This is a genomic window from Pseudomonas sp. B2M1-30, assembly GCF_025447575.1.
Taxonomy (GTDB): domain Bacteria; phylum Pseudomonadota; class Gammaproteobacteria; order Pseudomonadales; family Pseudomonadaceae; genus Aquipseudomonas; species Aquipseudomonas botevensis.
Genome location: NZ_JAOEJT010000014.1, coordinates 109,575 through 135,098 on the forward strand (window position 1 = coordinate 109,575; position 25,524 = coordinate 135,098).

Genomic DNA, 25,524 nt, shown 5'->3' on the forward strand with positions numbered 1-25,524 from the left:
AGCGGGCAGCAGTACGCGCGTTTCACGCGCACGCGTGTTCCTTAAGATTCTTCCTTTACATGAGAAGGGAGAGAGAGAAGTAGGACTGTGGGGTGAAGCCCCGAATTTAGGCGCTCTCAGGCGTCCCACTTCGATTCCGAATGGTGGGACAGATGGGACGCCGCCGAAAAGGCAGAATGCCGGGGTGGGATATTCGCCGACATTCGCTAGGCGTTCACCCGGTGTTACCCACATATTCGCCGGGTGGCATTAAACCGGGGTTGCTGCCACCGGAATCGACCTGTAAAAAGTAGTCATCTTCGATAGGTGCGACCGCAGAGAGCGGCAGGCACCACACCACCAAACCCGGCCATTGCGCCGGGTTTTTGCGTTTAGGGGTTGGCGATGACAAACGAGCAACAAGCGCTGGCAGAGATGCCGATCTGGTTAGTGATCGTCCTGGCCCTGGTCGGCGGCGTATCGGGGGAGATGTGGCGAGCCGACAAGGATGGGGCGCGGGGCTGGGCGTTGTTGCGCCGCCTTGCGCTTCGGTCAGGTGCCTGCATTGTCTGCGGGGTGTCGGCGATGATGCTGATGATCGCAGCCGGCATGACGATCTGGACGGCGGGCGCCTTGGGTTGCCTGACGGCAATGGCCGGTGCCGATGTGGCCATCGGGTTGTACGAACGCTGGGCCGCCAAGCGGCTGGGCGTTTCGGAGTCGGCATCGACCGACCGCAGCTAGGGGAGCGGCCGGGTGGGGGTGCCATTTTTCCGGGTCCTCCCCGAGGGCCGCCCCCTACACGGGTTAGCGAACTCGCGGGATCTCTGCAGCTGAGAATTTTGCAGTGATGTCCGTCTTTTCAAAGGGTTAGATATGGGCAGGACTGTTAGCAAGGCCGACTTAAGCGAGATCGTCGGCCGTGATGAACGTACCCTGACCCGTTGGCAGAACGACGGCATGCCCGTAATGGAGTTCGGCATCGGGCGGGGCAAGGAAAACCAGTACGACACCGAAGCCGTGATCCAGTGGCTGATGCAGCAGGCCTCGCTCAACGGAAAGAAAGAATCCTCCCGCGACCGGCTTGACCGTAATCGTGCCGATCGCGAAGAGCTGGCACTGGCTAAAGACCTGGGCGAAGTCGTCATCGCTAAAGAGCTGATAGAGCGGTTCGAGGCCATGATCATCGCCGCCAAAGTAGAACTACTCAATTCACTCCCAGACGATTTGGCCGCTGATCTCTCGGCACGCTATGGCGTGGAGGTTGACGAGCAACTGATTCGGGATCCCATCGAAGCCATATTGAGGAGGCTGTCTGACTATGACGTGGATGATGCCTCGTCAGATGGAGATTTTGACGAACCGGACGATCCGGAGGTCTTTAAAGAAGACGGCGACTAAGGCGCTGCGCAGCGCTTGCCGCAAGTGGGCGCCACCGCCGCGAATGAGCATTATCGAGTGGGCGGAAAGGTACCGCTGGCTTGCGCCGGAAGAGGCTGCCCGTCCTGGTAAGTATCGGTTTGACGTGACACCGCACCTAACCTGGCCGGGTGGGCCGCTGGAGGCACTGGACGATCCGGCGGTCAGCGAGATCGTTGGCCGCAAATCCGCTCAGGTGGCCTGGACATCCGGCGTATTGGGCAACGCACTGGGCAAATGGATCGACATCGATCCGTCGCCGATCCTAGTGCTATTCCCCAAGGCTGAAGCCGCCAAGCAGTACGTCGGTGAAAAACTCGAACCGATGATTGAGGCCACTCCGCGACTGCGCAAGAAAGTCGACTTGCGTAGTCGCAAGCTGCAGCAGCGTCAGGACTTCAAACGCTTTCCCGGCGGCTTTCTGAAGATGGTCGGCTCCAACAGTCCGGCCAGCGTGAAATCCACGCCAGTGCCGCGGGTAGCCATTGAGGAGCCTGACGACTGCAACCTCAACCTGCGTGGCCAAGGTGACAGCATCAAGCTGGCCAAGGAGCGTCTGAAAACTTTCCGGCGCTCGAAGATCATCATCGGCGGTACGCCCACCATCAAGGGCCTGTCAGCCATCGACGCGGAGTTAGAGCTATCTGACAAGCGTGTCGGATTGGTGCCGTGTCACGAGTGCGGCCAAGAACATGCGCTCAGCTTCGACAACTTGCACTGCGACGAGGATCCGGAGTACCTGCACGAGGTATACGGCAAGAAGCGGCCGGAGAAAGCGTTTTACTCCTGCCCACACTGTGGTGCGATCTGGGACGATAACCAGAAGAACGCCAACCTCAAGTACGGGCGTTGGTCGGCCACGGCTGAGTTTCGTGGGATTGCTGGCTACATCCTCAACGAGCTGTATGCAACGTTTTGGGGATCGCGGTTTGAAGAGTTGATGAAGAAACAACTCGGCGCGGAGCACGAAGCATCAAAAGGCAACATTGGCCCGATGATCGCCTTCGTCAACAGCAACAAAGGTGAAAGTTACGAGTACCAGAGTGACGCGCCGAAGACCGATGAACTGGAAAAACGCGCCGAGCCCTACGCTGAACTGACAGCACCCAAAGGTGTGTTGTTGGTCACCGTGGGTGTCGACGTGCAGGGTGACCGCCTGGCACTGGTCATCACCGGGTGGGGGCGTGGCGAAGAGTCATGGCGGCTGTATTGGGGTGAGCTTCATGGCAACCCCATCGATCCGCATGATGCTGTTTGGCAGGAACTGGACCGGGTGATCTCCCAGCCGATTCCCACCGAGGGCGGCGCCCAACTGGCGGTGTCGGCGGTAAGCATCGACAGCTCCGACGGCAACACCAGCGATGCGGTTTATGCCTACGTTCGGGATCGCCAGCGCTACAACGTCATGGCGATCAAGGGTGCTTCCAAGGACAGCGCTGACAAGGAGATTTTCACCAAGCCCTCGCAATCGGTAGACACCTCGCAGGACAACACCAAGGCCTCTAAGTACGGTCTGCGAGTCTTCATCGTCGGCACCCACAAGGCTAAGACCCTGATCGACGGCCGACTACGGCTGAAAGGCGCAGGGCCTGGCCGAATGCACTGGTACAGTGAGATCCGCTCGGACTACTACGAGCAGCTCACCAACGAAGTGCTGGCGCCGCACCCGCGCACCCCCAGCAAGATGGTGTGGCAGAAGAAAGCGGGCCGTCGCAACGAAGCGCTCGACTGCGAAGTGTATTCACTACACGCCGCTCGCAGCCTGAAAACCCACCTGCTGCGGGATCACGAATGGGACCAACTGGAGCAGCAACTGCTACAGCCAACCCTGTTCACCACCGAACAACCGGTCGCACCGATACCGCGCCGAGCCATCGCTCGTGGGCGGGGCACCCGCAGTCGCGCGGGCTACTAGGAAAACAAATATGACAGACGCACAACAGCGCCTCGCGGAAGTCCGGGCGGCGATCTCTGACGTCCTGAAGAAAGGCCAGCGCTTGCGTCGTGCGGATCGCGAACTGTATCGCGCCGAGCTGAACAGCCTTCGCCTTCTCGAGCAGCAATACGCGAAGGAGGTTGCGCTGGAACAGGCCCAACAACAGGGACGCGGCCGTAGCCGCATCTCCTACATGAAGATCTGACTATGGGATTTTTTCGAAAAGACCCGGCCGAGTTGCTGATGCGTGAGGCGATCAAGCTCGCCAAGTCGGCAAACGAGGCCCGACCTATTGTCGCTCAAGGTGGTGGGGGTGGTGTCGAGACGCGCTGGCGCGGTGCCTCCCGCGTGCTGCGCAGTATGGCCAGCTGGATACCCGGCCTCGGCAGCCCGCGACGCGACCTCGACCAAAACGAGCGGCGCATGTTGGTGGCTCGTTCGCGGGATGCAATGCGTAATCACCTGATCGCAAGAGCGGCGATCACTCGCCTGCGTACCAACGTAGTCGGCACCGGCCTGGTCTGCCGTTCGCAGATTGATCACGCGGCGCTCGGTTTGAGTGAGGAGCAGGCCGAGGACCTCAATACCCAGCTCGACCGGCTCTGGTCGTTATATGCCGATGATCCACGTGAGTGCGACGCGGAAGCGACTCTCAATCACTACCAACTGCAGGCCCTGGTCATGGTCTCGTCGATGGTCGGTGGCGATGTATTGATTGCCAGCCCCGACGACGAACGTCCCGGCTGCGTGTTCAGTACACGGCTTCAACTGATCGAGTCGGATCGGGTATGCAATCCGGCTGGACAGCTGGATAGCGCGAACCTGGTGGACGGCGTCGAATTCGACAGACTCGGCGCTCCGTTGGCTTATCACGTCTGTACCGGTTACCCGAACGAGCACACCGCCGGCCAAGCGCTCAAATGGGAGCGTTTGCCAGCGTTCGGTGATGCTACGGGCAGGCGCCGAGTCATGCATGTCATGGCCGACAAGGAGCGCCCAGGGCAGAAGCGAGGCGCGCCGTACCTGGCCCCGGTGCTGGAGCCACTGCAGAAGCTGGAACGCTACAGCAGCGCCGAACTGATGGCGGCGGTCATCTCGGCCATGTTCACCGTGTTCATCAAGAAGACCAACGATTTTCAGGTTGGGAATCTACCGCTGACAGCGCTGGCCAACGAAGGCGATGGTCCTGGCGGTGATAGCACCGGGGATGGCGAACTGGCGCTGGGCGAGGGTGCGATTGTCGACCTGGGACAAGGAGAGGAACCGGTCATTGCCAACCCGGCACGGCCCAATGCGCAATTCGATCCGTTCTTTACCGCCGTGGTCAAGGAGATCGGCGCGGCCTTGGAGCAGCCGATGGAAGAGCTGCTGCTGCACTACAGCAGCAGCTACAGCGCGGCCCGTGCAGCGATGCTGCAGGCGTGGCGCTTCTACAGCCTCCGTCGTTGGTGGCTGATCTGCGACTTCTGCCAGCCCAGCCGAGAGCTGCTGATCGATGAGGCCGTGGCACGTGGGCTGATCAGGTTGCCTGGCTATGCCGATCCCGCCAAACGCAAGGCCTACTGCCAAGCGATCTGGATCGGTCCGGCCCGTGGCGCTATCGATGAATTGAAGGAGGCTAACGCCGCCGGAAAGCGCATCGAGATCGGCGTCAGCAACGAGACGCTTGAGACCGCCGCCATGACTGGCGAGCCGTGGCAGCAGGTCTACCGACAACGCGTGCGCGAAGTCGAACAGCGGCGCAAGGATGGCTTGCATGTCCTGCCCAAAGGACGCGAGCAGGAAACACCCCCCAATAACCCCATCGAGGAATAACCATGCCCCGCGCATTTGAGCTGGCTGCCTCGCAGCCTTGGCTGATGCTGCCCGGCGCCCTGGACAACCTGCTGACCATCGCAGACCGAATGGGTGACCCGGCGGCGCTGGAGACCCGTACAGGCATGCGGTTGGAGAACAGCCGTAACGTCAGCGTGCGAAACGGGGTAGCGATCATCCCGGTGGTCGGTCCCGTATTCCGTTACGCCAATCTCTTCACCGAGATCAGTGGCGCGACCAGCACCCAGGTGCTGGCCACCGATCTGCAAACAGCGTTGGACGATTCCAAGGTCAACGCAATCATCCTGAACATCGATAGCCCAGGCGGCGTAGCCGCCGGCATCAATGAGCTGGCTGACCAGATCCACGCTGCCCGCGACCGTAAACGCATCGTCGCCTACATCGGTGGCACGGGGGCCAGCGCGGCCTACTGGATCGCTTCGGCGGCCGGCGAGATTGTCATCGACGAGACCGCGCTCGCCGGCAGCATCGGTGTCGTGGTCGAGGCTGTGGTGGAGGGCGAGGCTACGAGCGGGCGCAAGCGTTACCAGATCGTCAGCCGCAACGCACCGAATAAACGGGTGGATCTAGGCACCGAAGAAGGCCGGGCCAAGGTCGGCGAAACCGTCGACGCAATGGGCGACGTGTTCGTGGCCAAGGTCGCCCGAAACCTGGGCGTGGATCCGGAGCGCGTTCCCGAGATGGGCGACTTCGGCGGACTACGCGTCGGCGCCGCCGCCGTCGAGTCAGGCCTGGCCCACCGGCTAGGTTCGCTCGAAACACTGATTACCGAACTGGCCAAACCGGCCGCAACCCAACCGAGGAAATTCAACATGACCACCGTCAGCAGCACGGCGGAGTTGCGTGAGGCGCTGGCCGCCGGCACGGATCCGCAAACCATCCAGATTGCCCAGGCCAGCCAGCCGGATCTGGACAGCATCCGCACCCAGAGTCGCGAAGAGGGCGCTACTGCCGAGCGACAGCGCATCACCGGCATCAACGCGTTGGCGAATAAGGGGTTCGAGAACGAGATCGCTGCCGCCATCGATGCCGGCACCTCGGTCGAGGCCACCGCGCTGCAACTGTTCAAGGTAGCGCAGGATCGCGGCATTTCGCTCAACGCGATCAAGTCCGACGCCACCGGGGCCTCCACCTCGACCCCAACGGGTAACGATGACCAGGGCGAACGCAAAGCCGTGGTGAACGCCATTGTCGTGGGCGCCTCGCGCCGCTGACAGGAGAAGAACATGAGCAACCCAGAACGCCAAACCTACGTGCCCGAGCAGCTTTCGGCGGGCGCATTCCCCGTGATGATCGACATCGCTGTGATCGCCGCTGGCCAGAACCTTCCGCGAGGTGCCGTCCTGGGCCAGGTCAAGGCGAGCGGCGAGTACGCGCTGTGCAAGCCCGCAGCCAGCGATGGCTCCGAGGTGCCTTCGGCGATCCTCGATCAGGCGACAGACGCCACCTCTGGCGCACAGATGGCGCCGATCCGACTGACCGGCGAAGTGCTGGCCACCCAACTCACCCTCGGCGAAGGACTCACTGTGGCGAAGGCTAAAGCCTCGTTGCGTGCCCTGTGCCTGTTCATTCGCTAACCGGAGTTTCCGATGGATATCTTTGACACCCGCACCATGCTGGAAGCGGTCGAGCAAATGCCGACCGCCCGCCGCTTTCTGCTGAACACCTTCTTCAACGGCGGCAGTCCAGTGACGTTCCCGACCAAGACTGTGGACATCGACATCATCAAGGGCAAGCGCAAGATGGCGCCGTTTGTGAATCCACGTCTGCCGGGCAGCTTGTCACTGCGTGAAGGCTATACAACCAGCACCTACTCGCCGCCGTACATTCAGCCCAAGCGCGAAACCACGGCCGAGCTGGTACTCAAGCGTTCGGCTGGCGACAACCCTTTCTCCACGCGCACTCCGCTGGAACGTGCCGGCCAGTTGTTGGGCAAGGATCTGCGTGACCTCGACGACGAGATCATCCGCCGCGAAGAGTGGATGTGCGCCCAGGCGCTGACCACCGGCAAGGTTCGCGTGATCGGCGAAGGCGTGGACGACACCATCGACTTCCTGATGGCCAACGACCACAGAATCAGTCTCGGCAGTGGGCAATGGAACACGGCTGAGAGCGACCCCATCGGCAACCTGCGCACTTGGAAACGTAAGATCGCCAAGGACTCTGGACGTACGGCCAACACGGTGGCCATGAGCGGCGAAGCGCTGGACGCCTTCCAGTCCAATGCGACGGTCATGAAGCAACTCAACACGCGCCGCGTCGACATGGGAATGATCAAGCCCGAGGAGTTGCCCGATGGCGTGACCTACCTGGGCTACCTTAACGATCCAGGCGTCGATCTGTACGGTTATGACGAGTGGTATCTCGCCGATGACGACGACGAAGAATTGCCCATGATCCCGGCCGGCGGCCTCATTCTTGGCTCAACCTCGACGCGCAACGCCATGCTCTACGGCGCGATTCAGGACCTGGAAGCCGTGGAAAGCGGCTTGGTCGAAGCGGCGCGCTTTCCGAAAAGCTGGGTTACCCAAGAGCCGAGCGCACGTTGGCTGAAGCTGCAGAGTGCTGCCTTGGCCGGCCTGCTGGAACCGGACGCCTTCATCTACGCCAAGGTGGTGTGATATGGCCAAGAGAGCCGAATACCTGGTGATCGACGGTTGCGTGCAGGACGGTCGTAACGTAGTGCTCAAGGGGCAACCATACAACCCACCCAGCAAGGAAGTAGCGGACGCCCTGTTGTCCGAGGGGCGTATCGCTGACATCAAGGATTCGCGCGCGCAACAACTGCTGCAAGAGAATCCTGACGCGGCCGCCGACGCCGCTAACGGTGAGTGACCGTGGGTTTTCGTGAGTTGAGCGACGACATGGATTCCCTGGTGCTGGATGGCTTGGGCGATGTGGGAATGGTCGGTGGTCGGGAGATCGCCGGCTTCTTTTCCGCGCCTTGGTTGCAACCGCGTATGGGGCGGATCAACACCGCATTGCGGGAGCCTCAGTTTGAGATCCGCGTTATCGACGCAGGCGGGGTCGCACCGGGTCAGTTGGTGATTATCGACCTGCCGGTGCAGGACGGTGGCGGCCAATATGACTTGGTGAAACTGGAGCCGGATGGCACCGGTTGGGTGGCGTTATTGTTGAGGGCCAAAGCATGAGCGTCGGAAGTCACTTCAAACCCTCAGCTGGCGGCGGGATGATCTCGCTGCAAACCTCGGCGGCAGACCTGAAAGCCTTTCAGGATTTCGCCGCCCTGGTGCCAAAAGCGGCGGCGAACGCCCAGCGCCGGGCAATCAATAAAACCCTGCGCTGGCTCGCTACGCACATCGCCCGCGCTGTGGGCCGGCAAGAACGGATTGCAGTCGCTGCCGTTCGGCAGCGACTGCGGGCTTACCCGGTCAGCGGCGGGGCCAACAGCGGCAAATTGTGGTTTGGCCTCAACTCTATTGAGGCCAGCCGAATCGGCCGCGCACGGCAGAGTCGATCCGGTGTGTCCGTGGCGGGGCACCGCTTTCAGGGGGCGTTCTTCAAGAAGGTTTACGGCAACAGCGCCGACATATGGATCCGCACGGCCAGCAAGCACTTCAATCCCGCCGATTACCCCGACAGCGACGTCAGCGCGGTCGGTGTTGTCAGTTCGGGCTGGATCGCTGAACACGACAACCGCTTCCCCCTGGCCAAGGCCAAAGTTTCGCTGGAACAGGCCCGCCCGCACTTCGAGAGCTGGGTGCGCAAGGCCGACGAGCAGCTACTGCATGTCCTGCAGCAGGAGCTGAACTTTGAACTGCAGAAGTGCCTGAAAGGGAAATGACGTGATGGAAGAAACAGAAGTCCCGTTCAGTCTCGACCAGCTGTATCAGGTCATCGAGCAGCACATTCAAGATCACCTGCCAGGTGTCCGGACTGTCGCTACATGGCCGGACCTCGAAGGCAGCATTGCGTTGCCGGCGGTGCTGGTCGAGCTGGCTGAGATGGAGCCGGGTCTTGATCCAGGCACCGGCGAGACTGGACTGAACTGCAAGTTCGAGGCGCGGGTCATTACCGACCCCATCGCTGCGGATCATCATCGGCAAGCGGTGTTCATTGCTGGGCAGTTGGCCGTGTTGTTGCGCACGCAGTGCTGGGGTGTGAAGGTCGAGCCGGCCGAGTTCGTGCAGGCCATGCCGGACTGGACCAAGCCGGAGCTGGACGGCTACACCGTCTGGGTCGTGGAGTGGACCCAGCAGATCTACCTCGGCGAAGCGCAGTGGCCGTGGCCAGATCAGCCACCGGGCACCTTGCTGTTAGGTGTCGAGCCGGATGCTGGGCTGGCCAACAAGGACAAGTATTTTGCACCGGAGAATCTGCCATGAGTGGCGGCTACGTGAGCGCTCAGCATGATCGTATGCTCGCCGGCCTGGTCAAGGACTGTTACGTGGTGGCGGTAGATCTGACCGCTTCACCACCGGTGTGTCGGGTATCGGACGGGGAATGGGTCAGCGGCTGGGTGCGCTGGCACAGTGTTGCCGCCGGCAAGGCCCGGCACTGGCGAGCGCCGAGCCTGAACGAGCAGGGCACCTTGATCAGTGCCAGCGGCGAGGTGGCGCAGGGCACATTCATTCCTGGTCTTTATGGCAATGGCGGCGCGCCGCCGGATAATCGCAATCACGTCGAAGTCTGGCATTTCGACGATGGCGGGCGTTTGGTCTACGACTGGCAGGACAGCATCTACAGCATCACCCTGCCCACCGGCACGGTTACCATCAAGGTCGGGGCGACCCTGGCTGAAGTGACCGACAACGCCGTCACCGTGAAGTCCGGAACGATCGATCTGGAGGGCGTTGTGAACATCAAAGGGCCGGTCAACATCAACGGCCCGCTGCACGCAACCCAAAGCATCACCAGCGATGCTGACATTCTGGCCGCCGGCCAAAGTGACAACCATCACAAGCACTAACTCAACCTTTATTCAGCCCGCTGCGTGCGGGCTTTTTCATGCCTGGAGTTCCCATGGCCAAACATCAAGATGATTCAACTGCATCTGAGTCCTCCCCAGTCAGCCAGGTGCTGACGCCCTCTACGGTGACTTTTCGCGACATGCTCTACACCTCGCGCACTGTCGTCCTGCCGGACGGGCGCACGCTCGCGGTGGCGAAAAACAAGGTCACGGTCGATAGCGCCGACGATGTGGCGCTCAAAACGCTCAAGGCCCAAGCCGAGTTCGAGCAACTCAAGGAGTAGTCCCGATGATCGGAATGGATCGCCACACCGGGCAACCCATATCCGGCATCGAACATTTACGCCAGTGCATCGGGGACATCCTCGGCACGCCATTGATGAGCCGGCGTGAGCGTCCGGAGTACGGCAGCAAGCTGCGGCGCATGGTCGACTTGCCTGTTAACGAGGGTTGGAAAAGCGCCGTGCAGGCAGAAGCGGCTCGCGCACTTGGCCGGTGGGAGCCTCGGTTGAGGCTGGAGCGGGTACGCGTGCTGTCCGTCTTGGGCGGCCAAATCAACATACAGATCAGCGGCGAATACCTCGGTGTGCGCGGCACGATGGAGGTGTGGGTATGAGTACCCTGGTGGATCTGTCGGAACTGCCGGCCCCGGACGTGCTGGAGCCGCTGGATTTTGAAGAGGTGTACAGCGAAGCGCTGGACGTGTTTCGCGGCCATATGGGTGATAACTGGACGGCTTCACTGGAAAGCGATCCGGTCACCAAGCTGCTGGAGGTCGGCAGTTACATCAAGCTCGGCAACCGGGCGCGTGTCAACGACGCCGCCAAGGCGCAATTGCTGGCGTATGCCGTCGGCGCCGATCTGGATCACCTGGCGGCAAACGTCAACCTCAAGCGCCTGGTGATACAGCCGGCTGACCCGCTGGCGGTGCCGCCGGTCGACGTGGTGATGGAGTCGCATGACGCTCTGCGTGAGCGTGTACAACTGGCCTATGAGGGGCTGACCACGGCGGGGCCGCGTAACAGCTACATCCTGCACGCGCGTAACGCTTCGGCGCTGGTGGCCGATGCCACGGCTGAAAGCCCGTCGCCGGCCTGCGTTGACGTCACGGTGCTGGGGCTGGAAGGCGACGGCACTGCCAGTCCCGATTTGCTTAGCCTGGTCGCCACCGCTGTAAATGACGACGACGTGCGCCCGGTAGGTGACCGCGTCACGGTGCGCGGTGCGCAGATCCTGCGGTATCGCATCGACGCCGTGCTGCACATGAAAGGTGCCGGCCCAGAGAACGATGCGGCACTCGTCGAGGCGAAAAAACGCCTTGCGGCCTGGATCAACCCACGCCGACGCCTCGGTGTCGAGGTGGCCCGGTCCGGCGTCGATGCGCAATTGCATGTAGCCGGCGTGGCGCGCGTGGAGCTGATGGGCTGGCAGGATCTGAAGCCGACTAAAGCGCAGGCCGCGTACTGCACCGATTACACCGTCGTGTTGGGAGGCTGAAATGCGCAGTCTTTTGCCCCTCAACAGCACTCCCCTGGAACAGGGGATCGAGGCGACCTTCGCCGAAACCACACTGATTCCGCTGCGCACCCTATACAACCCCGATACCTGCCCGCCGCATCTGTTGCCGCATCTGGCCTGGGCCTGGTCGGTTGACCGTTGGGATCCGGCCTGGTCGGAGTCAGTCAAGCGCGGGGCAATCAGATCCTCGTTCTTCATCCACAAGCACAAGGGCACCATCGGTGCATTGCGTCGAGTGGTCGAACCGCTGGGTTACCTGATCGAGATCGTCGAATGGTTCAACACGGTGCCGCAAGGCGTGCCCGGAACCTTCGCACTGAAGGTTGGTGTGCTGGATACCGGTATCACCGAGGAAATGTATCAGGAGCTGGAGCGCCTGATCGATGACGCCAAACCCGTCAGCCGACAGCTTACGGGGCTGGCCATCAGCCTCGAAACCCAAGGTCGTTTGCATGTGGGTGTGTCCCTGTACGACGGCGACGAACTCGACATCTACCCGCCCGAAATGAGCGACATCGAAGTCAGCGGCAGCTTCGGCGTCGTTGGCTGTGAACACTCCATTGACACTCTGGACATTTATTCATGATTGATGCGAATTCTAAGTTTTTCGCGATCCTTACGGACGTGGGGGCGGCCAAACTGGCGAACGCCAACGTCCTGGGCGTGCCCTGGAATATCACCGAAATGGGCGTGGGGGATGCGAACGATACAGACCCTCAGCCTAGTGCCAAGCAAACCAAACTGATCAACGAATGGCGTCGCCGGCCGCTGAATCAGCTCCGACTCGATCCGGTCAACGCGGCTGTCATTGTGGCCGAGCAAGTCATTCCGGCCGACGAGGGCGGCCGCTGGATCCGCGAGGTCGGTCTGTACGACGCGGACGGGGATCTGGTGGCGGTGGCCAACTGCGCCCCGACTTATAAGCCTGTACTTTCGCAAGGTTCTGGCCGCACGCAGGTGGTGCGGATGAACCTGATCGTCTCCAGCACCGCACAGATCGCGCTCAAGATCGATCCGGCGGTGGTGCTGGCCACCCGTGAATATGTCGATTCGCGCATCCTGGAAGAGCTGGCCAAGCTCGATGTGAAGCAATCGGTTCGCGCGGCGACCACGGCCAACGTCGCGCTGGTCGGGCTGCAAACCATTGATGGCGTTGCCCTGGTCGCGGGCGAACGGGTGTTGGTGAAGAATCAGGCCGCCGCCAAGGAGAATGGCCCGTATGTGGTGGCGCTCGGTGCCTGGACGCGGGCTAAAGATGCCGACAGCAACGTGAAGGTGACGCCCAACCTGACAATGGCGGTCGAGTCGGGTACGACGCAGGCCGATACCATCTGGCAGTTGGTGACGGATGGCCCGATTGTTGTGGGCACTACGGCGCTGACGTTCAAGGACATCACCGACGGCTTTGCCCGGTTGTTGTCGCCGAGTTTCGCCGGCAACCCTACCGCGCCGATGGCGAGCCAGTTCGACAACAGCAAGTCGCTCGCCACCACTGAGTTTCTGAGGCGTCGCGGCGTTGAGTTCTCAGGCTTTACCACTCCCACGGCCAGCCTGGTGATGGCCGCGGCGCATGTCGGCGGCGTGCATAGTTTCTACAGCGCCGCAGCTCTCACTGCGACGTTGCCGCCATTGGCGGGAATTCCTGTAGGGGCGTCGGTTACGCTGGTCTGTGCGGGTTCTGGTGGGCTTTCGGTGGTGCCGAGTGCTGGTGATGCGGTGACGTCGGTTAACGGGGGGTTTGGCATTATCCCGTTGGCGATTGGCGATACCGCTGAGTTTATTCGCACCTCGGATCAGTGGCGGCTGATCGGTGGCACGCTGGTGTTGCGTTACGCCGGGGTCATGACGGGCGAGAACTTTCAGACACGGCCGCAGTTCGACATCAGCAAGGCGCTGGCAACAACCGAATTTGTGCAGCGGTCGCTAGGCAGTTATGCCGGTTCAACCATTTACACCGGCAGTACGTCGACCATGACCTCGGCGGATGTTGGGAAATTGACTGTGGTCAATGGCACTACCGCGACGTTGGTTTTGCCTGATGCAGGGACGTGTCCAGTGGGAAGTCTTCTCCCGGTGCTGGCCAGTACAACAGTCGGCTTGACGGTTCAGGCCAAGGGTTCTCAAACGCTGCTTACGCTGTCGGGTCTGACTGGCCCTATTGCGCTACAGCCATCGTCAATGGCGGTGTTTCGCCGCTTGAACGATGGCACGGGCTGGGTGCTGGAAGGTGGGGATTCCGCACTGAAATACTCGCCGCTGTTCGTGGCCAGCAGTGGCGGTGTGGCTGGATTTTCCAAAAGTCCAAACGGTCGCATTGACCAGTGGGGGCAAGGGACGACCGACGCAAACGGCAACGTCTATGTGTCGTTCCAGACGGCGTTTCCCAATGGGGTGCGTAGCATCATGTTGCTGCATAGCGGGGGCCAGCCGGTCATGGGTTGCGTTGTTGCAGAGTCCATCACAAAAGCGGGCTGCACCTTGAAAATTGCGCAGCCGGCGAGTGTTCAACCTAGCTGGTCGGTGTACTGGCTGGCGATAGGGTTCTAATCATGAATGAAGTCATTTATTTCAGTCCGTCCACTCGCGGGGCCTACACGGTGGAGATGCACGGTTCTGACATGCCAGCGGACGTGGTGGAGATCGCCGCGAGTGCCTGGCGGGCGCTGTTAAAGGAGCTGGAAACCAGCCCCAAAATGGTGTCGTCACGGCCTGACGGTCATCCCATTCTGGTCGATCCGCCCCCGCTGGAGCCGGCCGAAGTGGCCGCGAATGAGCGGGTGTGGCGTGACGCGCAATTGACACTGACTGACCCGCTGGTTTCCCGGCATCGCGACGAGCTGGAAGAGAGGCGCGAGACCTCGCTCACCGCCGAACAGTATGCCGGGTTGCAAGCCTACCGTCGGCAGTTGCGCGACTGGCCTCAGGGCGAGCAATTCCCGCTCGCCGAACATCGACCGTCGGCACCGGCCTGGCTGGCCGAGCAAACCGGTAACGCCCCGCGCTGACGGGGCGTTTTTCATTCCACAACACGACAACCCTCACGGCCTCGCTCATGCGGGGCTTTTTCGTTTCGGGAGAACGAGTCTTATGAGTTTCTTTCACGGCGTCACAACCACGGCAGTCGATACCGGCGCGCGCACTATCTCGCTGCCGTCCTCATCGATCATCGGCCTGTGCGACACCTTCAGCCCTGGCTTGGTGGGCGGCGGTACGGCCAAGGCCGGAGAGCTGAAGCTGATCACCACCGAGCGTGAAGCCATTGCAGCGTTCGGCGCCGATTCAGCGATCACCAAGGCCTGCAAGGCGATTTACGCCAAGGCCAAGGCAGTAATCGTCGCCATCGGCGTGCCGAAGATGGACGACCCGGCGTTGCAGACCTCGGCCATTATCGGCGGTGTTCTGGCGTCCGGTCAGCGTACCGGTCTGCAGGCACTGCTCGATGGCAAAAGCCTGTTCAACGCGCAGCCCCGCTTGCTGATCGCACCGGGTCATTCGGCCACGCAGGCGGTGGCCACGGCGATTGATAGCCTGGCACAGAAGCTGCGCGCCATCGGCATCATCGATGGGCCATGCACCACCGACGAAGCTGCAATGGCCTACGCCGATAACTTCGGTAGCCGCAACCTGTTCATGGTCGATCCGGGCGTGCAGTTCTGGGATACCGGGGACAGCAAAACGGTGGATGCACCGGGCTCTGCGTGGACGGCCGGTCTGTTTGCCTGGACCGATGCGACTTACGGTTTCTGGGCCTCGCCGTCGAACAAGGAGTTCACCGGCATCACCGGCACCACGCGCGCCGTTGAGTATCTGGACGGCGACGAAACCTGCCGGGCCAATCTGCTCAACAACGCGAATATCACCACGATCATTCGTGACGACGGTTTCCGTCTGTGGGGCAACCGCACGCTGTCGAGCGATCCGAAATGGGCGTTTGTTACCCGCGTACGGACGCTGTTCATCCTCATGGACGCGGTACAGGCCGGGCACAAATGGGCGGTCGACCGCTCGATCACCAAGACCTACGTCAAGGACGTCACCGATGGCCTGGAAGCGTTCATGCGCGACCTGAAAAACCAAGGCGCGGTGATCAACTTCGAGGTGTTTCCGGATCACGAATTGAACACGGCCAGCCAGATCGAGCAGGGCAAGGTGTACTGGCGGATCCGCTTCACCGACGTGCCGCCGGCTGAAAACCCGAACTTCCTTTTCGAGGTCACCAACGAGTGGATGACCGAAGTGCTTGAACCTGCCTAAGGAGGCACCCTGATGATTCCTGAAGTTCTCTCCAACTGCGTCGGGTTTATCGACGGCGTCAGTTTTGCCGGCGAAATGCCGAGCCTCACCTTGCCCAAGGTGGTCCTGAAAACCGATCCCTATCGAGGCGGCGGCATGGCCGGCGAAGTCGAGATCCCGACCGGCGTGGAAAAGCTCGAAGCCGGTTTCACCACCAACGGTGTGCGCCGTGAAGCACTTAAGTTCTTCGGCCTGTCTGACCGCACCGCCTGCAGCGCGGTGTTCCGAGGCTCGTTCAAAGGGCTGAAGGGCAAGGTCACCCCGGTGATCGTCACGATGCGTGGTGGCATCAAGGAAGTCGACATGGGCGACTGGAAGGCCGGTGATAAGGCCGAGACCAAACACAACATGGCGTTGACTTACTACAAGCTCGAGGTCGGTGGTCGAGTGATCTACGAGATCGACATGCTGGGCATGGTGCTGGTCGTTGACGGCGTCGACCAACTTGCAGAAGAACGTACGGCCCTGGGCCTTTAAGGACACGAAGAAATGACTCAACCGAATCAAGCAACACCAGAAAAAAATCTCCCATCCTGGCTTCACCTGACCGAGGAAGGGTTTCGTGTCTCGCTGCGACACCCCACCGAACTGTCGGGTGTGCTGGTCGACACACTGACCCTTCGCGCGCCATGTGTGCGTGATATCCGGGCCGCGCAAGCCGCCTGCAACGGCGACGAAGAAAAGCGCGAAATGTCGCTGTTTTCCTCGCTGACCCAGACCCCGGAGGCGGATCTGATGGCCCTCAAGCTGGTCGACTACATGCGCCTGCAGAAGGGCTATTTTCGTCTGGTCCAGGACGACGAGGTTTGACGGACCGACGTTGAAGGGGCTGGCCAGGCGTTTGGCCCGAGAGACCGGTTTCTCTGCAGCCGAGATCACGGCCATGCCCTTCAACGAAATCGTGTGGTGGCTCACGGACTGAGCCGCCCCATCCATCCCTGACCCATAGGCACGCACATGGCGAAGAACATCGCGTTGGGCTTTGTCATCGGCGGGGCCGTCGATCCGACGGTCGGCAAAGCCTTCAAGGACGTCGAAAGCAAGATCAAGCATCTGGACACGGTGGGCAGCAAAGCACGAGTACTGCAGAACACCATCGGCGACACCATGCGACTGCGCGAAGAATGGCGCAAGGCGCACGCAACCGGCGCCGCCGGGGCGGACAAGTTGCTGGCCAAGTACGAAAAGAACCTCGACCTGCTGAAGAAACAGGGCGTCGAGGTTGGGCGTCTGAGCAAGGCCTACGCCACGATGGGCCGTGTTGCCGCCGGGGCTGAACTCAAGGCGCTCGGGCATCGGCAAATGGAGGAAGGCCGGCAGGGAATGAAAAGCACCCTCGGCCAAGCCGGTGCCCTGACGGCTGCCGTGGCCATCCCGACGAAGGTCAGCGCGGACTACGGCGCGATTATTCGTGACATCGCGATCAAGGCCAACATTGCCAACTCGCCAGAAGAGACGAAGCTTTCCAGAACCGTTATCGGCACGTCACGCGATGCAGGGATGGCTCGCAATCAGGTGGCGGAGGTAGTCAACGCCTTGGTCGGTGCCGGTATGGATCTGGACAGGGCGCAGGCCTATACGCCGGCGGCGGCTAAGTTCGCCGTGGGCCAGGGGGCAGAAGGCTCCGAAACGGCGAAGATGATCAACGCCTTGGAGCAGAACGCCAAGATCACCGATCCGGCAATCATGCAAAAGGCGCTGGAGGCCATCGCCTATCAGGGGCAGGCAGGTAGCTTTGAAGCCGTCGACATGGCTAAGTGGTTTCCTGAACTGTTGGCCGGCATGGGCAAGCTCGGAATCACCGGTATGGACTCGGTGACGCAACTGGGTGCAATGCTTCAGGTGCAGATGAAAACGGCCGGTGGTTCGGATGAAGCGGCCAATAACCTGAAGAACTGGATGGAGAAGATCGGCTCTGGTGAAACGGTCAAGGCCTACGAGAAAGCGGGTATCGACTACAAGAAGTCGCTGCAAACCGGACTGCAGAACGGCAAGTCCACGCTGGAGTCGAGTTTTGCCCTGGCCCAGAAATACATCGAGGCGACCGATCCTAAACGGGCGGCCGAAATGGCCAAGGCCACAGCTGCGATCAGTAAAGAGGCCGATCCCGAGAAAGCCAAGGCTATGATGAAGTCCTTGGAGGAGGCTTTGCGTACCGGTGATTTGTTCGCCGACATGCAGGTCAAGGCCGCTTTGACCGCGTACATGCAGAACAAGGATCTGTATGAGCAACTGAAGAAAGACTCGGCCAATGCCACCGGGATCCTCGACAAGAACCTGGCTGAACGTCGGCAGACGTCCGCGCAAAAATGGTCCGAGATGGCCCAGAGCATGGACGATGCCATGCGCAGCATCGGTGATGCGATTCGGCCGGTCACTGATGCGGTCGCGGACGGCATCACCAACGTCAGCCGTCAGCTCGCCGGGCTGGCCGACGAATCGCCGCGTTTGGTGACCGCCATCGGTACGGCCGTGGCGGGCCTGGTTGCGCTCAAGGGCGCCGTCAGTGCGTTCAAGATGGGCAAGGGCCTGATGAACATCGGGCGCGGCACCTTGATGGGCAATCCGAACATCCCGCAAAAGGTCATCGTCACCAACCTGCCATCCGTGGGTGGTGGTCTTGATGCCGGCGACTTCGATACCGGTCGTGAGGGGAAAAAAGGTAAGGGCGGCAAGGGCGGTAGGGGCGGCGGCAAAGAGGGTATTACCCGTGGAGGCGGAGGGGGGGCTAGCGTCGGTTCAGTTGTAAAAGGAGCTGCCGTGGTCGCCATTGCTGAGGCGGGTTACAAGGCTTGGGACACCTATCAGAACGCCGAGACTCAGGATGAAAAAGCTGAGGGTTATGGGCAAGCAGCGGGTGGGTTGGCCGGCACACTCGCCGGTGCTGCAGCTGGGGCCGCTATTGGATCGGCCATTCCCATCATTGGCACCATGGTCGGCGGATTGATTGGCGGTTATCTCGGTTACATGGGAGGCGATGCACTCGGCGGCTTTGCGGGCAAGGAGTTGTTCGGAACCCCAGACTCGCTTAAGAAAGTGCCGGATGCCGGGCCGCTGATGATGGTCAATGCCGGGCAGAACATCCCGCCGGTGATGGGCGATATCGCCCGTTCATTCGCGCCGGTGCCGATTGTCAAAGACCTGGCTCAGCCGCAGCCGAAAATGTTGCCCTTGATGACGGGAGCGGTGCCCAGCACTCAAGCGGATATCGAGGCCGCCAAACCCTTCGGGGTGATACCTGCAACGTTGCCAGCGCCTGCACCGGTGCCTCCCGCACCTAATGCCGCCATGCCTGCAACCGGGCAACTGTTACCCGAGCGGGAGCCGGCCAGCGCCGCCTTGGGCGATGTGACCCGCTCACTGAGCCAGCCGGCACCACCGAGCGTTCCCGCAACACTGGCACCGCCGGTCGAGGCGAAGACCCAGCCATCCAAGACTGAGCAGCGGTTCGAGATCCAGGCACCGCTGCACATCACCGTGCAAGGCGATGTGAAGGATCCGGCGCAATTGGCGAGGGAGCTTCAGCCCTATATCGATCAACAATGGCGTCAGTCCACGCAGCAACTGCAGAACCGTTCGCTGTATGACGAGCCGCATGTGTAAGGAGGGGCAATGGCCTACATAGAACAATTACAGTCGGGCCTGAAGCAACTGGCGGCGGCCGGGGAGAGCGGTCGCCGAAGCCTTGACGGCATGATGGGACCGGTCAACGGGGCGATCAGTGAAATCAGCGGTGCGGCGCTGGAGCTGGAGGGCGTCCCATTTGTTGGGCCGGCCATCGGAGCAAAGCTGCAGCGCGTGATGCGCGGCGTCAATGCCGCCCAGGCCAAGGTCGGCCAAGTGGTCGCCACCTACAACAAGGCGACCCGCGCCGTGTCGCAGATCGATGAGCGCATGGGCGAACTGAAGGAACAGGCCGCGCGGGCGTCCACCGCGATCAACAAGGTCGCCGGCAAGGTCAGCCCGTCACTGGCCAATATCGTGCCGACCAGTTCCCTGGGCGGCGATGCCACGCCGGTGCCGGAAGCGGTGAAGCCGTTCCCTCATCTGCTGATCGTCCAACCACGGGACCCGCAGGCGCAGCCGTACTACTTCAACCTGGACACCGCAGCTTTTGATGAACTGCGACGGTCGACCGAATTTCGGTGGGCCTCGCAAGAGCGCCTGACCCGGCGACCGGCGCAGCAGGCGGTGGGCATCGGTGAGGAAAAAATCACCCTCAAGGGCGCGATCTTTCCCGGCTTCAAGGGTGGGATCAAACAATTGGACACTCTGCGCAGTCTCGGTGCCCAGCTCAAGCCGCTGACCCTCACCACCGGTTATGGCGACGTGCTTGGCACCTGGTGCCTGAAGAGCGTTGAAGAAGAACAGAGCGCGCTGCTGCAGGGCGGGATCCCGCGCAAGCAGGCGTTCACTTTGGAGTTTGTGCGTTATGGCGACGACTTGCAGAACGTCTGACGGGGATCTGCTGGATACCTTGTGTTACCACGCTTATGGACATCTGGAAGGCACCGTCGAGGCGGTGCTCGATGCCAATCAGGGGCTGGCCGATGAGCCGCAACCCTACCGTGCCGGCATCGTGATCGAGCTACCGGATCTACCTGTTGCTACCGAGGAAACCATAGCGTTGTGGAATTGATGGACTATAGTTATTTGGTAACACTTCATTTCTGCAGCTCCACCCCTTTAAAACCCGCCCAGTGCGGGTTTTTTTTTGGAAAAAATAATGACTCCAGCGTTTCGAATAATTGCCGATGGTGCCGACATTACTGCGCTGATCAACGACCGATTGCTGCAGCTGAAAACCACCGACAAGCCTGGCATGGAGTCGGATGAGTTCGAACTGCGCATCGATGACCGTGACGGTGCGGTGGTCCTGCCCCCGCGCGGGGCCACCATCGAGATCTTCCTGGGTTATGCGCAGACGTCGCTGACCCGCATCGGACGTTATGTCGTCGACGAGATCGAGCTGTCCGGCCCACCCGATACATTGGTGATTACTGGCAAGGCCAGCGACATGCGCGGCAGCGGCAAAACCACCCGCAGCGGCAGTTGGGAAAACGTGCCGTTGTCACGGATCGTCGCCGATGTCGCCGCGCGCAATGGCTGGCAACCCGTGTGCTCGGTGCAAACCAAGGTGCCGCGTGCCGATCAGCTCAACGAGTCGGACTTCAACTTCATCACCCGTCTGGCCAAGCAGTATGACTGCACGGCCAAGGTGGCTGACGGCAAGCTCCTGGTGATGCCGCGTCAAGGTGGGCAGAGCGCTTCGGGCAAATCGCTCGGCGTGGTTCTGATCTCGCGCGCGGATGTCAGCCGCTTCCAGTTCCGGCTTGGTGACCGCAATACCCACAAAGCGGTGTCGACCAAGCATCAGGACAAGAAAAGCGGAAAGCTCGCCGTGGTCACCCTGGACAACGACGAGTCTCCGGATGGCCTGCCGCCGATTCACACCGACCGCCACATCTATCCAAACAAGTCGGCCGCCGAAGCGGCGGCCCAGGCCCGCCTCACCGCGTTCAACCGGTCCACTGCCGGTGTTCGCTTGGAGATGCGCGGCCGTACTGATCTGTTTGCCGAGCGATCGATTAACGCTCAGGGCTTCAAGGTCGGTCTCGATGGCGAGTACCTGGTCGACTCGGTAGAGCAGGTATTCACCCAGGCCGGCTGGAGCACGACGGTGGAGTGCAACGGCGGCAAGAAGGGCAAGGCGAAAGCCAAAGGCAAGAAGAAAAAAGCGGCGAAGGATCTGAAAGTCGTTCAGCTCAAGCAGTAGCGTCGCATTCCCCAACCTCACGGAGAACCTCCATGTCACTGACCGAACAACAGTTGCTACGCATCATGCCCAACGCCCGCCGCCAAGCGGGCGTTTTTGTTTCTGCACTCAACGCAGCGATGGCTCGTCGCCAGATCAACACACCGCAACGCCAGGCGATCTTCCTGGCTCAGGTCGGCCACGAGTCCGGCGAGCTGAATTTCGTTCGCGAGCTGGGTGGCGACCAGTACCTGAGCAAGTACGACACCGGCACTCTGGCCGCGAGGTTGGGCAACACGCCTGAGGCCGACGGTGATGGCCAGCGTTACCGAGGTCGGGGGCTGATTCAGATCACCGGCCATAACAACTACCTGCGTTGCAGCCTCGCGCTGTTCGGGGATGAGCGTCTGCTGCGCACGCCCGAGCTACTGGAGCAGCCGCAATGGGCTGCAGAATCGGCCGCGTGGTTTTGGTGGGTGCGTGGGCTGAACGCGCTCGCGGATCAGGGTGAGTTCGAAGACATCACTCGCAAGATCAATGGTGGTCTGAATGGTCTGCAAGAGCGTCTGCAGTTGTGGGGGCGGGCGAGGGCGGTGTTATGCGTCTCGGCGACTTGATCCCGGCTCCGTACCAATTGCTTGCGAAGGGCGCATTGCTGACCGTCTTAGCCGGCGGATCGGCCACCATCGCCTGGCAAGTGCAGGATTGGCGCTTTGGCAAAGCGCTTGCCGCACAGGAGCAACTCCATGCCGACACGCTCAATCAACTGGCCCAGGCCTCGGCCGCACAACAGCAAGCCGAGCAAAGTAAGCGTCTCGCGCTTGAGCAGCGTCTGGCGACCAGCGAACAAACCCATTACCGAGCCTTGAACGATGTCCAACGTGATCAGGGTCGTCTGCGCGACCGTCTTGCCACTGCTGATTTGCGCCTGTCAGTCCTACTCAGCGCCTCCACCGGCGCCGGCAACGGATCGGTGTCAGCCACCGCCGCCCCCGGCGGCGTGGTTCATGGTCCCACAAGAGCCGAACTTGACCCGGCGCATGCTCAACGAATTATCGGCGTCACCGACGACGGCGACCGGGGGCTGATTGCCCTCGCGGCCTGTCAGGCATACGCCAAAGAAGTCTCAACACCGAAGTGAAAAGAGCGGTCGGTCCGGATGCGTCAACATCCGGATCGACCGCCGTCCCTGCAGATTGTCCCTGCAAGTCCAGCCAAGGCTCTTGCTCCGTGCACAAAGCGCGGCGAGCCTAGCACCTGTTTATCCATACAGTAAAGGTCTTGCTTTCAATGTCTACACCCATCATCCCTTGGATGGGCGGCAAACGCCGCCTGGCCGACCGCCTCATTCCGCTTTTTCCGCCACACGAATGCTATGTTGAAGTCTTTGCCGGCGGTGCCGCGCTCTACTTCATGAAGCCCCAGCCATCGCCCGTGGAAGTCCTCAACGACATCAACGGCGACTTGGTCACGCTTTACCGCGTCGTGCAGAATCACCTCGAAGAGTTCGTGCGCCAGTTCAAATGGGCGCTCAGCTCGCGGCAGGTGTTCGAATGGCAGAAGATGACCCGCCCCGAAACCCTCACCGACATCCAGCGCGCCGCCCGATTTTTCTACCTGCAGCACCATGCCTTTGCTGGCAAGGTCTCAGGGCAGACATTCGGCACGGCGACCACCGCTCCGGCCATCAACCTGCTGCGCATCGAGGAAAATCTCTCGGCCGCGTGGCAGCGCCTGTCCGGCACCTATGTCGAAAACCTCCCCTGGCTTGAATGCGCTGAACGCTACGACCGTGCTCACACCTTTCACTACATGGATCCTCCTTACTGGCAGACCGCCGGCTACGGTGTGGACTTTCCTTTCGAGAACTACGAACGGATGGCCGACTTCATGCGCCGCTGCAAAGGCAAAGTGATGGTCAGTATCAATGACCACCCGGACATCCGCCGCGTGTTCGAAGGTTTCCATTTCGAAACTCTGGACATCCGTTACACCACGACCAACCAGCGGCAGGGAAAAGCCGACGTCAGTGGCGAGTTGGTGATCATGAACTGGAAGCCCGAGGCTTTGGGAGGCCTTTTTTAATCGCGCCGGTGGAAGTGGCACTGCGAGTAGTCAGTCGCGAAGAGCCGCATTCACTCGAGCGAACCGGTTTTCGTGTTCGCTCTACAGTAAATCAATCAGAGAGCTGGGGCGTTAGAAGGACCTGTGCGTTTTATAGGGTGCCCAGGCTGCAAAAGTGTAGCGACGGAAATAACAAGGTCTTCTAGCGACCAAGGTTTATGCAGATAGATCGTTGAGTGTGGAATGGAAGTGGGATCCAAGGCGTACCCAGAACTGAGAATCGATTTTACAGATGGCCATTTGCTTTCAACCATTGTTATAAATTCGATTCCCTTGAGCTGTCCCGGCAAACCTTGGTCGACGACTATCAATGGGCAGGGGAGCTGGGATTCAAGCATGTAAGTCAAGGCGTCGTCTGCTGTCTGGAATACTTTTGGACGTCCACCGATTTCAATAATGATGTCCCCCATAAGATCGCTCAGCACGGGGTCGTCCTCAACGACAATGATCTCCCCTGGGATCGGCAGCATCCCCTCCCAGCTAACGTTCACTTGTCGTCCTCCTTCATCGAGTTGGTGGGCAGCCTATCAAGTGGCCTGAAATGCTCCCATCGCGAACTGCCCGAAAAGTGACAGACTTCTCAACGCTGTGGCTCATCCCAATCAATGGTAGCTGACGCTCGCCATTTCACCTCGGTGATGCCAAATTTTTCAGCTTGAGGCTTGCTGATAACCTTCAGAGGGGGACGCCCTGGTTTTGGAATAGGCGCGATCCCTGCGTCGCAGCTTGCCCAATGCCAAGCGTCTGCATCCTTCATTGATTGGGCTCGGATCACGAATTCTTTGGGGCTTCCGTGCAGCAGATACCGGATATGGTATGTCGCGTAATTGCTCATTTTGAACTCCGTTTCTGGATTTTCAAAAGAGCATTTTGCGAGCCATTAATTCCAAAGAGTCTTGGACTCGCCGCAGATTCTTTCGTCAGTCCGCAAGTCGGCAGGTCCCGGAGACGATGCCTGATCAATGACCGCTATTTCATAGCAGGTTGTGGCTGTTGAACGCTATGGCGAACTATAGGCGAGCTTTAGAGAGGTAGGTCAAGGCACGTAGTTAACCCAGATTTGTTGACCGACGAGAAACAACCATCTCTTCCAGGATTTCCCGTACCAGTCTGTTAGCACCTGATTCGCCATGATATTGGGTCCGATCAATATTTGCGATGGTGAACTGACGTAGGTCAGGACCTATAACCTCCACAGAAAGCGTACGATCAGAATTTATAGTGCAGGTGATGGTGCATTGGGGAAGGCGGCGGGACAGCAGTTCTCCGATTTCACCTTTGCTCATTGTATCCACGATCTGTGGTTCCTTTTTCTTGAAAGATAGAAGCTAATAATGGAGGTTCGAGCAATTATGGCCAGTTGATGTCGCTCGGTCGAGAGATGAGCGTTTGCTTGACAATGGCTCTGGAGCGGGGTGACTGGATATGCAGGCTTGTGAGTTCTTTCCCGACGCTCTATGGCGGAAAAATCCTGCTAGTGTTAGTGGAATTTGCCAGAGTATGACGTCATGGAAGAAGTTTTTATCGTTCAAAAACGGCCGTGCGGAGGGATAGAGGCAGGTTTCTATTTCAGAATTGTCGACACGCGTACCGGGGAGCAACTCATGTCCAGCTTTCTTAATGAGTCGCAGGCCTATGAGCAATGCAGCCGATTAAATATCCATGCGGCCCGCCTACAGCCAAGCGCTCTGGCTAATCCGAATGGCCGCTGATTAAAGCATCCATCCCATGTGT

31 protein-coding genes are annotated in these 25,524 nt (G+C 60.5%); 29 read left to right on the forward strand and 2 right to left on the reverse strand.

Annotated elements, in window-relative coordinates; all coding sequences use genetic code 11:
* The first annotated feature begins 384 nt into the window (after positions 1-384).
* From N8H74_RS23800 to N8H74_RS23940, 29 genes are all read left to right on the forward strand, one after another.
* Entirely contained in the window at positions 385-723 is a 339-nt protein-coding gene (locus tag N8H74_RS23800) for a phage holin family protein (RefSeq protein WP_085701142.1), read from the forward strand.
* Between the two features lie 132 nt (positions 724-855).
* A complete protein-coding gene (locus N8H74_RS23805) occupies positions 856-1,380 on the forward strand; it encodes a terminase small subunit (protein WP_262150748.1) in 525 nt (174 codons plus the stop codon).
* Between the two features lie 43 nt (positions 1,381-1,423).
* Positions 1,424-3,313, forward strand: a complete 1,890-nt coding sequence (locus N8H74_RS23810) for a phage terminase large subunit family protein (RefSeq protein ID WP_262150877.1) — start codon at positions 1,424-1,426, stop codon at positions 3,311-3,313.
* A 10-nt stretch (positions 3,314-3,323) separates the two neighbouring features.
* Entirely contained in the window at positions 3,324-3,539 is a 216-nt protein-coding gene (locus tag N8H74_RS23815; RefSeq protein WP_262150750.1) for a hypothetical protein, read from the forward strand.
* A gap of 2 nt (positions 3,540-3,541) precedes the next feature.
* On the forward strand, positions 3,542-5,149 hold the full coding sequence (locus tag N8H74_RS23820; protein WP_262150752.1) for a phage portal protein: 1,608 nt from the start codon (positions 3,542-3,544) through the stop codon (positions 5,147-5,149).
* 2 nt (positions 5,150-5,151) lie between these two features.
* Positions 5,152-6,384, forward strand: a complete 1,233-nt coding sequence (locus N8H74_RS23825; RefSeq protein WP_262150755.1) for a S49 family peptidase — start codon at positions 5,152-5,154, stop codon at positions 6,382-6,384.
* 12 nt (positions 6,385-6,396) lie between these two features.
* The gene (locus tag N8H74_RS23830; RefSeq protein WP_262150757.1) at positions 6,397-6,747 is read left to right on the forward strand and encodes a head decoration protein; all 351 of its coding nucleotides are present in this window, start codon (positions 6,397-6,399) and stop codon (positions 6,745-6,747) included.
* 12 nt (positions 6,748-6,759) lie between these two features.
* Positions 6,760-7,791: a major capsid protein gene (locus N8H74_RS23835; RefSeq protein WP_262150759.1), complete on the forward strand. Its 1,032-nt coding sequence runs from the start codon at positions 6,760-6,762 to the stop codon at positions 7,789-7,791.
* A gap of 1 nt (position 7,792) precedes the next feature.
* On the forward strand, positions 7,793-8,005 hold the full coding sequence (locus N8H74_RS23840) for a hypothetical protein (RefSeq protein ID WP_262150761.1): 213 nt from the start codon (positions 7,793-7,795) through the stop codon (positions 8,003-8,005).
* Between the two features lie 2 nt (positions 8,006-8,007).
* Positions 8,008-8,322: a hypothetical protein gene (locus N8H74_RS23845; RefSeq protein ID WP_262150763.1), complete on the forward strand. Its 315-nt coding sequence runs from the start codon at positions 8,008-8,010 to the stop codon at positions 8,320-8,322.
* Entirely contained in the window at positions 8,319-8,975 is a 657-nt protein-coding gene (locus tag N8H74_RS23850) for a hypothetical protein (RefSeq protein WP_262150879.1), read from the forward strand. Before N8H74_RS23845 ends, N8H74_RS23850 begins: the two co-directional genes overlap by 4 nt.
* A gap of 4 nt (positions 8,976-8,979) precedes the next feature.
* Positions 8,980-9,516 (forward strand): hypothetical protein, encoded by a 537-nt coding sequence (locus N8H74_RS23855; protein WP_262150764.1) that lies wholly within the window; start codon positions 8,980-8,982, stop codon positions 9,514-9,516.
* Complete coding sequence (locus N8H74_RS23860) at positions 9,513-10,100, forward strand: phage baseplate assembly protein V (RefSeq protein ID WP_262150765.1); 588 nt, start codon at positions 9,513-9,515, stop codon at positions 10,098-10,100. The genes N8H74_RS23855 and N8H74_RS23860 overlap by 4 nt, the downstream gene beginning before the upstream one ends.
* Before the next feature lie 53 nt (positions 10,101-10,153).
* Positions 10,154-10,384 carry a hypothetical protein gene (locus tag N8H74_RS23865; protein ID WP_262150767.1) on the forward strand — a complete coding sequence of 77 codons (231 nt, stop codon included), beginning with the start codon at positions 10,154-10,156 and terminating at the stop codon, positions 10,382-10,384.
* Positions 10,385-10,389: 5 nt separating this feature from the next.
* Positions 10,390-10,716 (forward strand): GPW/gp25 family protein, encoded by a 327-nt coding sequence (locus N8H74_RS23870; RefSeq protein ID WP_262150769.1) that lies wholly within the window; start codon positions 10,390-10,392, stop codon positions 10,714-10,716.
* On the forward strand, positions 10,713-11,597 hold the full coding sequence (locus N8H74_RS23875; protein WP_262150771.1) for a baseplate J/gp47 family protein: 885 nt from the start codon (positions 10,713-10,715) through the stop codon (positions 11,595-11,597). The genes N8H74_RS23870 and N8H74_RS23875 overlap by 4 nt, the downstream gene beginning before the upstream one ends.
* A gap of 1 nt (position 11,598) precedes the next feature.
* Entirely contained in the window at positions 11,599-12,204 is a 606-nt protein-coding gene (locus N8H74_RS23880; protein WP_262150773.1) for a phage tail protein I, read from the forward strand.
* Positions 12,201-14,165: a phage tail protein gene (locus tag N8H74_RS23885; RefSeq protein ID WP_262150775.1), complete on the forward strand. Its 1,965-nt coding sequence runs from the start codon at positions 12,201-12,203 to the stop codon at positions 14,163-14,165. The genes N8H74_RS23880 and N8H74_RS23885 overlap by 4 nt, the downstream gene beginning before the upstream one ends.
* Positions 14,166-14,167: 2 nt before the next feature.
* Positions 14,168-14,623, forward strand: a complete 456-nt coding sequence (locus N8H74_RS23890) for a phage tail assembly chaperone (RefSeq protein WP_262150777.1) — start codon at positions 14,168-14,170, stop codon at positions 14,621-14,623.
* 82 nt (positions 14,624-14,705) lie between these two features.
* Positions 14,706-15,872 (forward strand): phage tail sheath family protein, encoded by a 1,167-nt coding sequence (locus tag N8H74_RS23895; protein ID WP_262150779.1) that lies wholly within the window; start codon positions 14,706-14,708, stop codon positions 15,870-15,872.
* A gap of 12 nt (positions 15,873-15,884) precedes the next feature.
* On the forward strand, positions 15,885-16,388 hold the full coding sequence (locus N8H74_RS23900) for a phage major tail tube protein (RefSeq protein WP_262150781.1): 504 nt from the start codon (positions 15,885-15,887) through the stop codon (positions 16,386-16,388).
* A gap of 12 nt (positions 16,389-16,400) precedes the next feature.
* Positions 16,401-16,721, forward strand: coding sequence for a phage tail assembly protein (locus N8H74_RS23905; RefSeq protein WP_262150783.1), 321 nt, complete (start codon positions 16,401-16,403; stop codon positions 16,719-16,721).
* 147 nt (positions 16,722-16,868) lie between these two features.
* Complete coding sequence (locus N8H74_RS23910) at positions 16,869-19,514, forward strand: phage tail tape measure protein (RefSeq protein ID WP_262150785.1); 2,646 nt, start codon at positions 16,869-16,871, stop codon at positions 19,512-19,514.
* A 9-nt stretch (positions 19,515-19,523) separates the two neighbouring features.
* Positions 19,524-20,369, forward strand: a complete 846-nt coding sequence (locus tag N8H74_RS23915) for a phage tail protein (protein ID WP_262150787.1) — start codon at positions 19,524-19,526, stop codon at positions 20,367-20,369.
* Positions 20,344-20,550: a tail protein X gene (locus N8H74_RS23920; protein ID WP_262150789.1), complete on the forward strand. Its 207-nt coding sequence runs from the start codon at positions 20,344-20,346 to the stop codon at positions 20,548-20,550. The genes N8H74_RS23915 and N8H74_RS23920 overlap by 26 nt, the downstream gene beginning before the upstream one ends.
* Before the next feature lie 87 nt (positions 20,551-20,637).
* Positions 20,638-21,687, forward strand: coding sequence for a contractile injection system protein, VgrG/Pvc8 family (locus tag N8H74_RS23925; protein WP_262150791.1), 1,050 nt, complete (start codon positions 20,638-20,640; stop codon positions 21,685-21,687).
* Between the two features lie 32 nt (positions 21,688-21,719).
* The gene (locus N8H74_RS23930) at positions 21,720-22,283 is read left to right on the forward strand and encodes a glycoside hydrolase family 19 protein (RefSeq protein WP_262150793.1); all 564 of its coding nucleotides are present in this window, start codon (positions 21,720-21,722) and stop codon (positions 22,281-22,283) included.
* The gene (locus N8H74_RS23935; RefSeq protein ID WP_262150795.1) at positions 22,265-22,807 is read left to right on the forward strand and encodes a lysis system i-spanin subunit Rz; all 543 of its coding nucleotides are present in this window, start codon (positions 22,265-22,267) and stop codon (positions 22,805-22,807) included. Before N8H74_RS23930 ends, N8H74_RS23935 begins: the two co-directional genes overlap by 19 nt.
* A gap of 149 nt (positions 22,808-22,956) precedes the next feature.
* A complete protein-coding gene (locus N8H74_RS23940; RefSeq protein ID WP_262150798.1) occupies positions 22,957-23,751 on the forward strand; it encodes a DNA adenine methylase in 795 nt (264 codons plus the stop codon).
* A gap of 95 nt (positions 23,752-23,846) precedes the next feature.
* Here the strand turns inward: N8H74_RS23940 and N8H74_RS23945 are convergent, their stop codons facing one another.
* Together N8H74_RS23945 and N8H74_RS23950 are read right to left on the reverse strand one after the other, a co-directional pair.
* Positions 23,847-24,281, reverse strand: coding sequence for a response regulator (locus N8H74_RS23945; protein WP_262150799.1), 435 nt, complete (start codon positions 24,279-24,281; stop codon positions 23,847-23,849).
* An 89-nt stretch (positions 24,282-24,370) separates the two neighbouring features.
* Entirely contained in the window at positions 24,371-24,625 is a 255-nt protein-coding gene (locus N8H74_RS23950; protein ID WP_217831631.1) for a DUF6555 family protein, read from the reverse strand.
* Positions 24,626-25,524 lie beyond the last annotated feature (899 nt).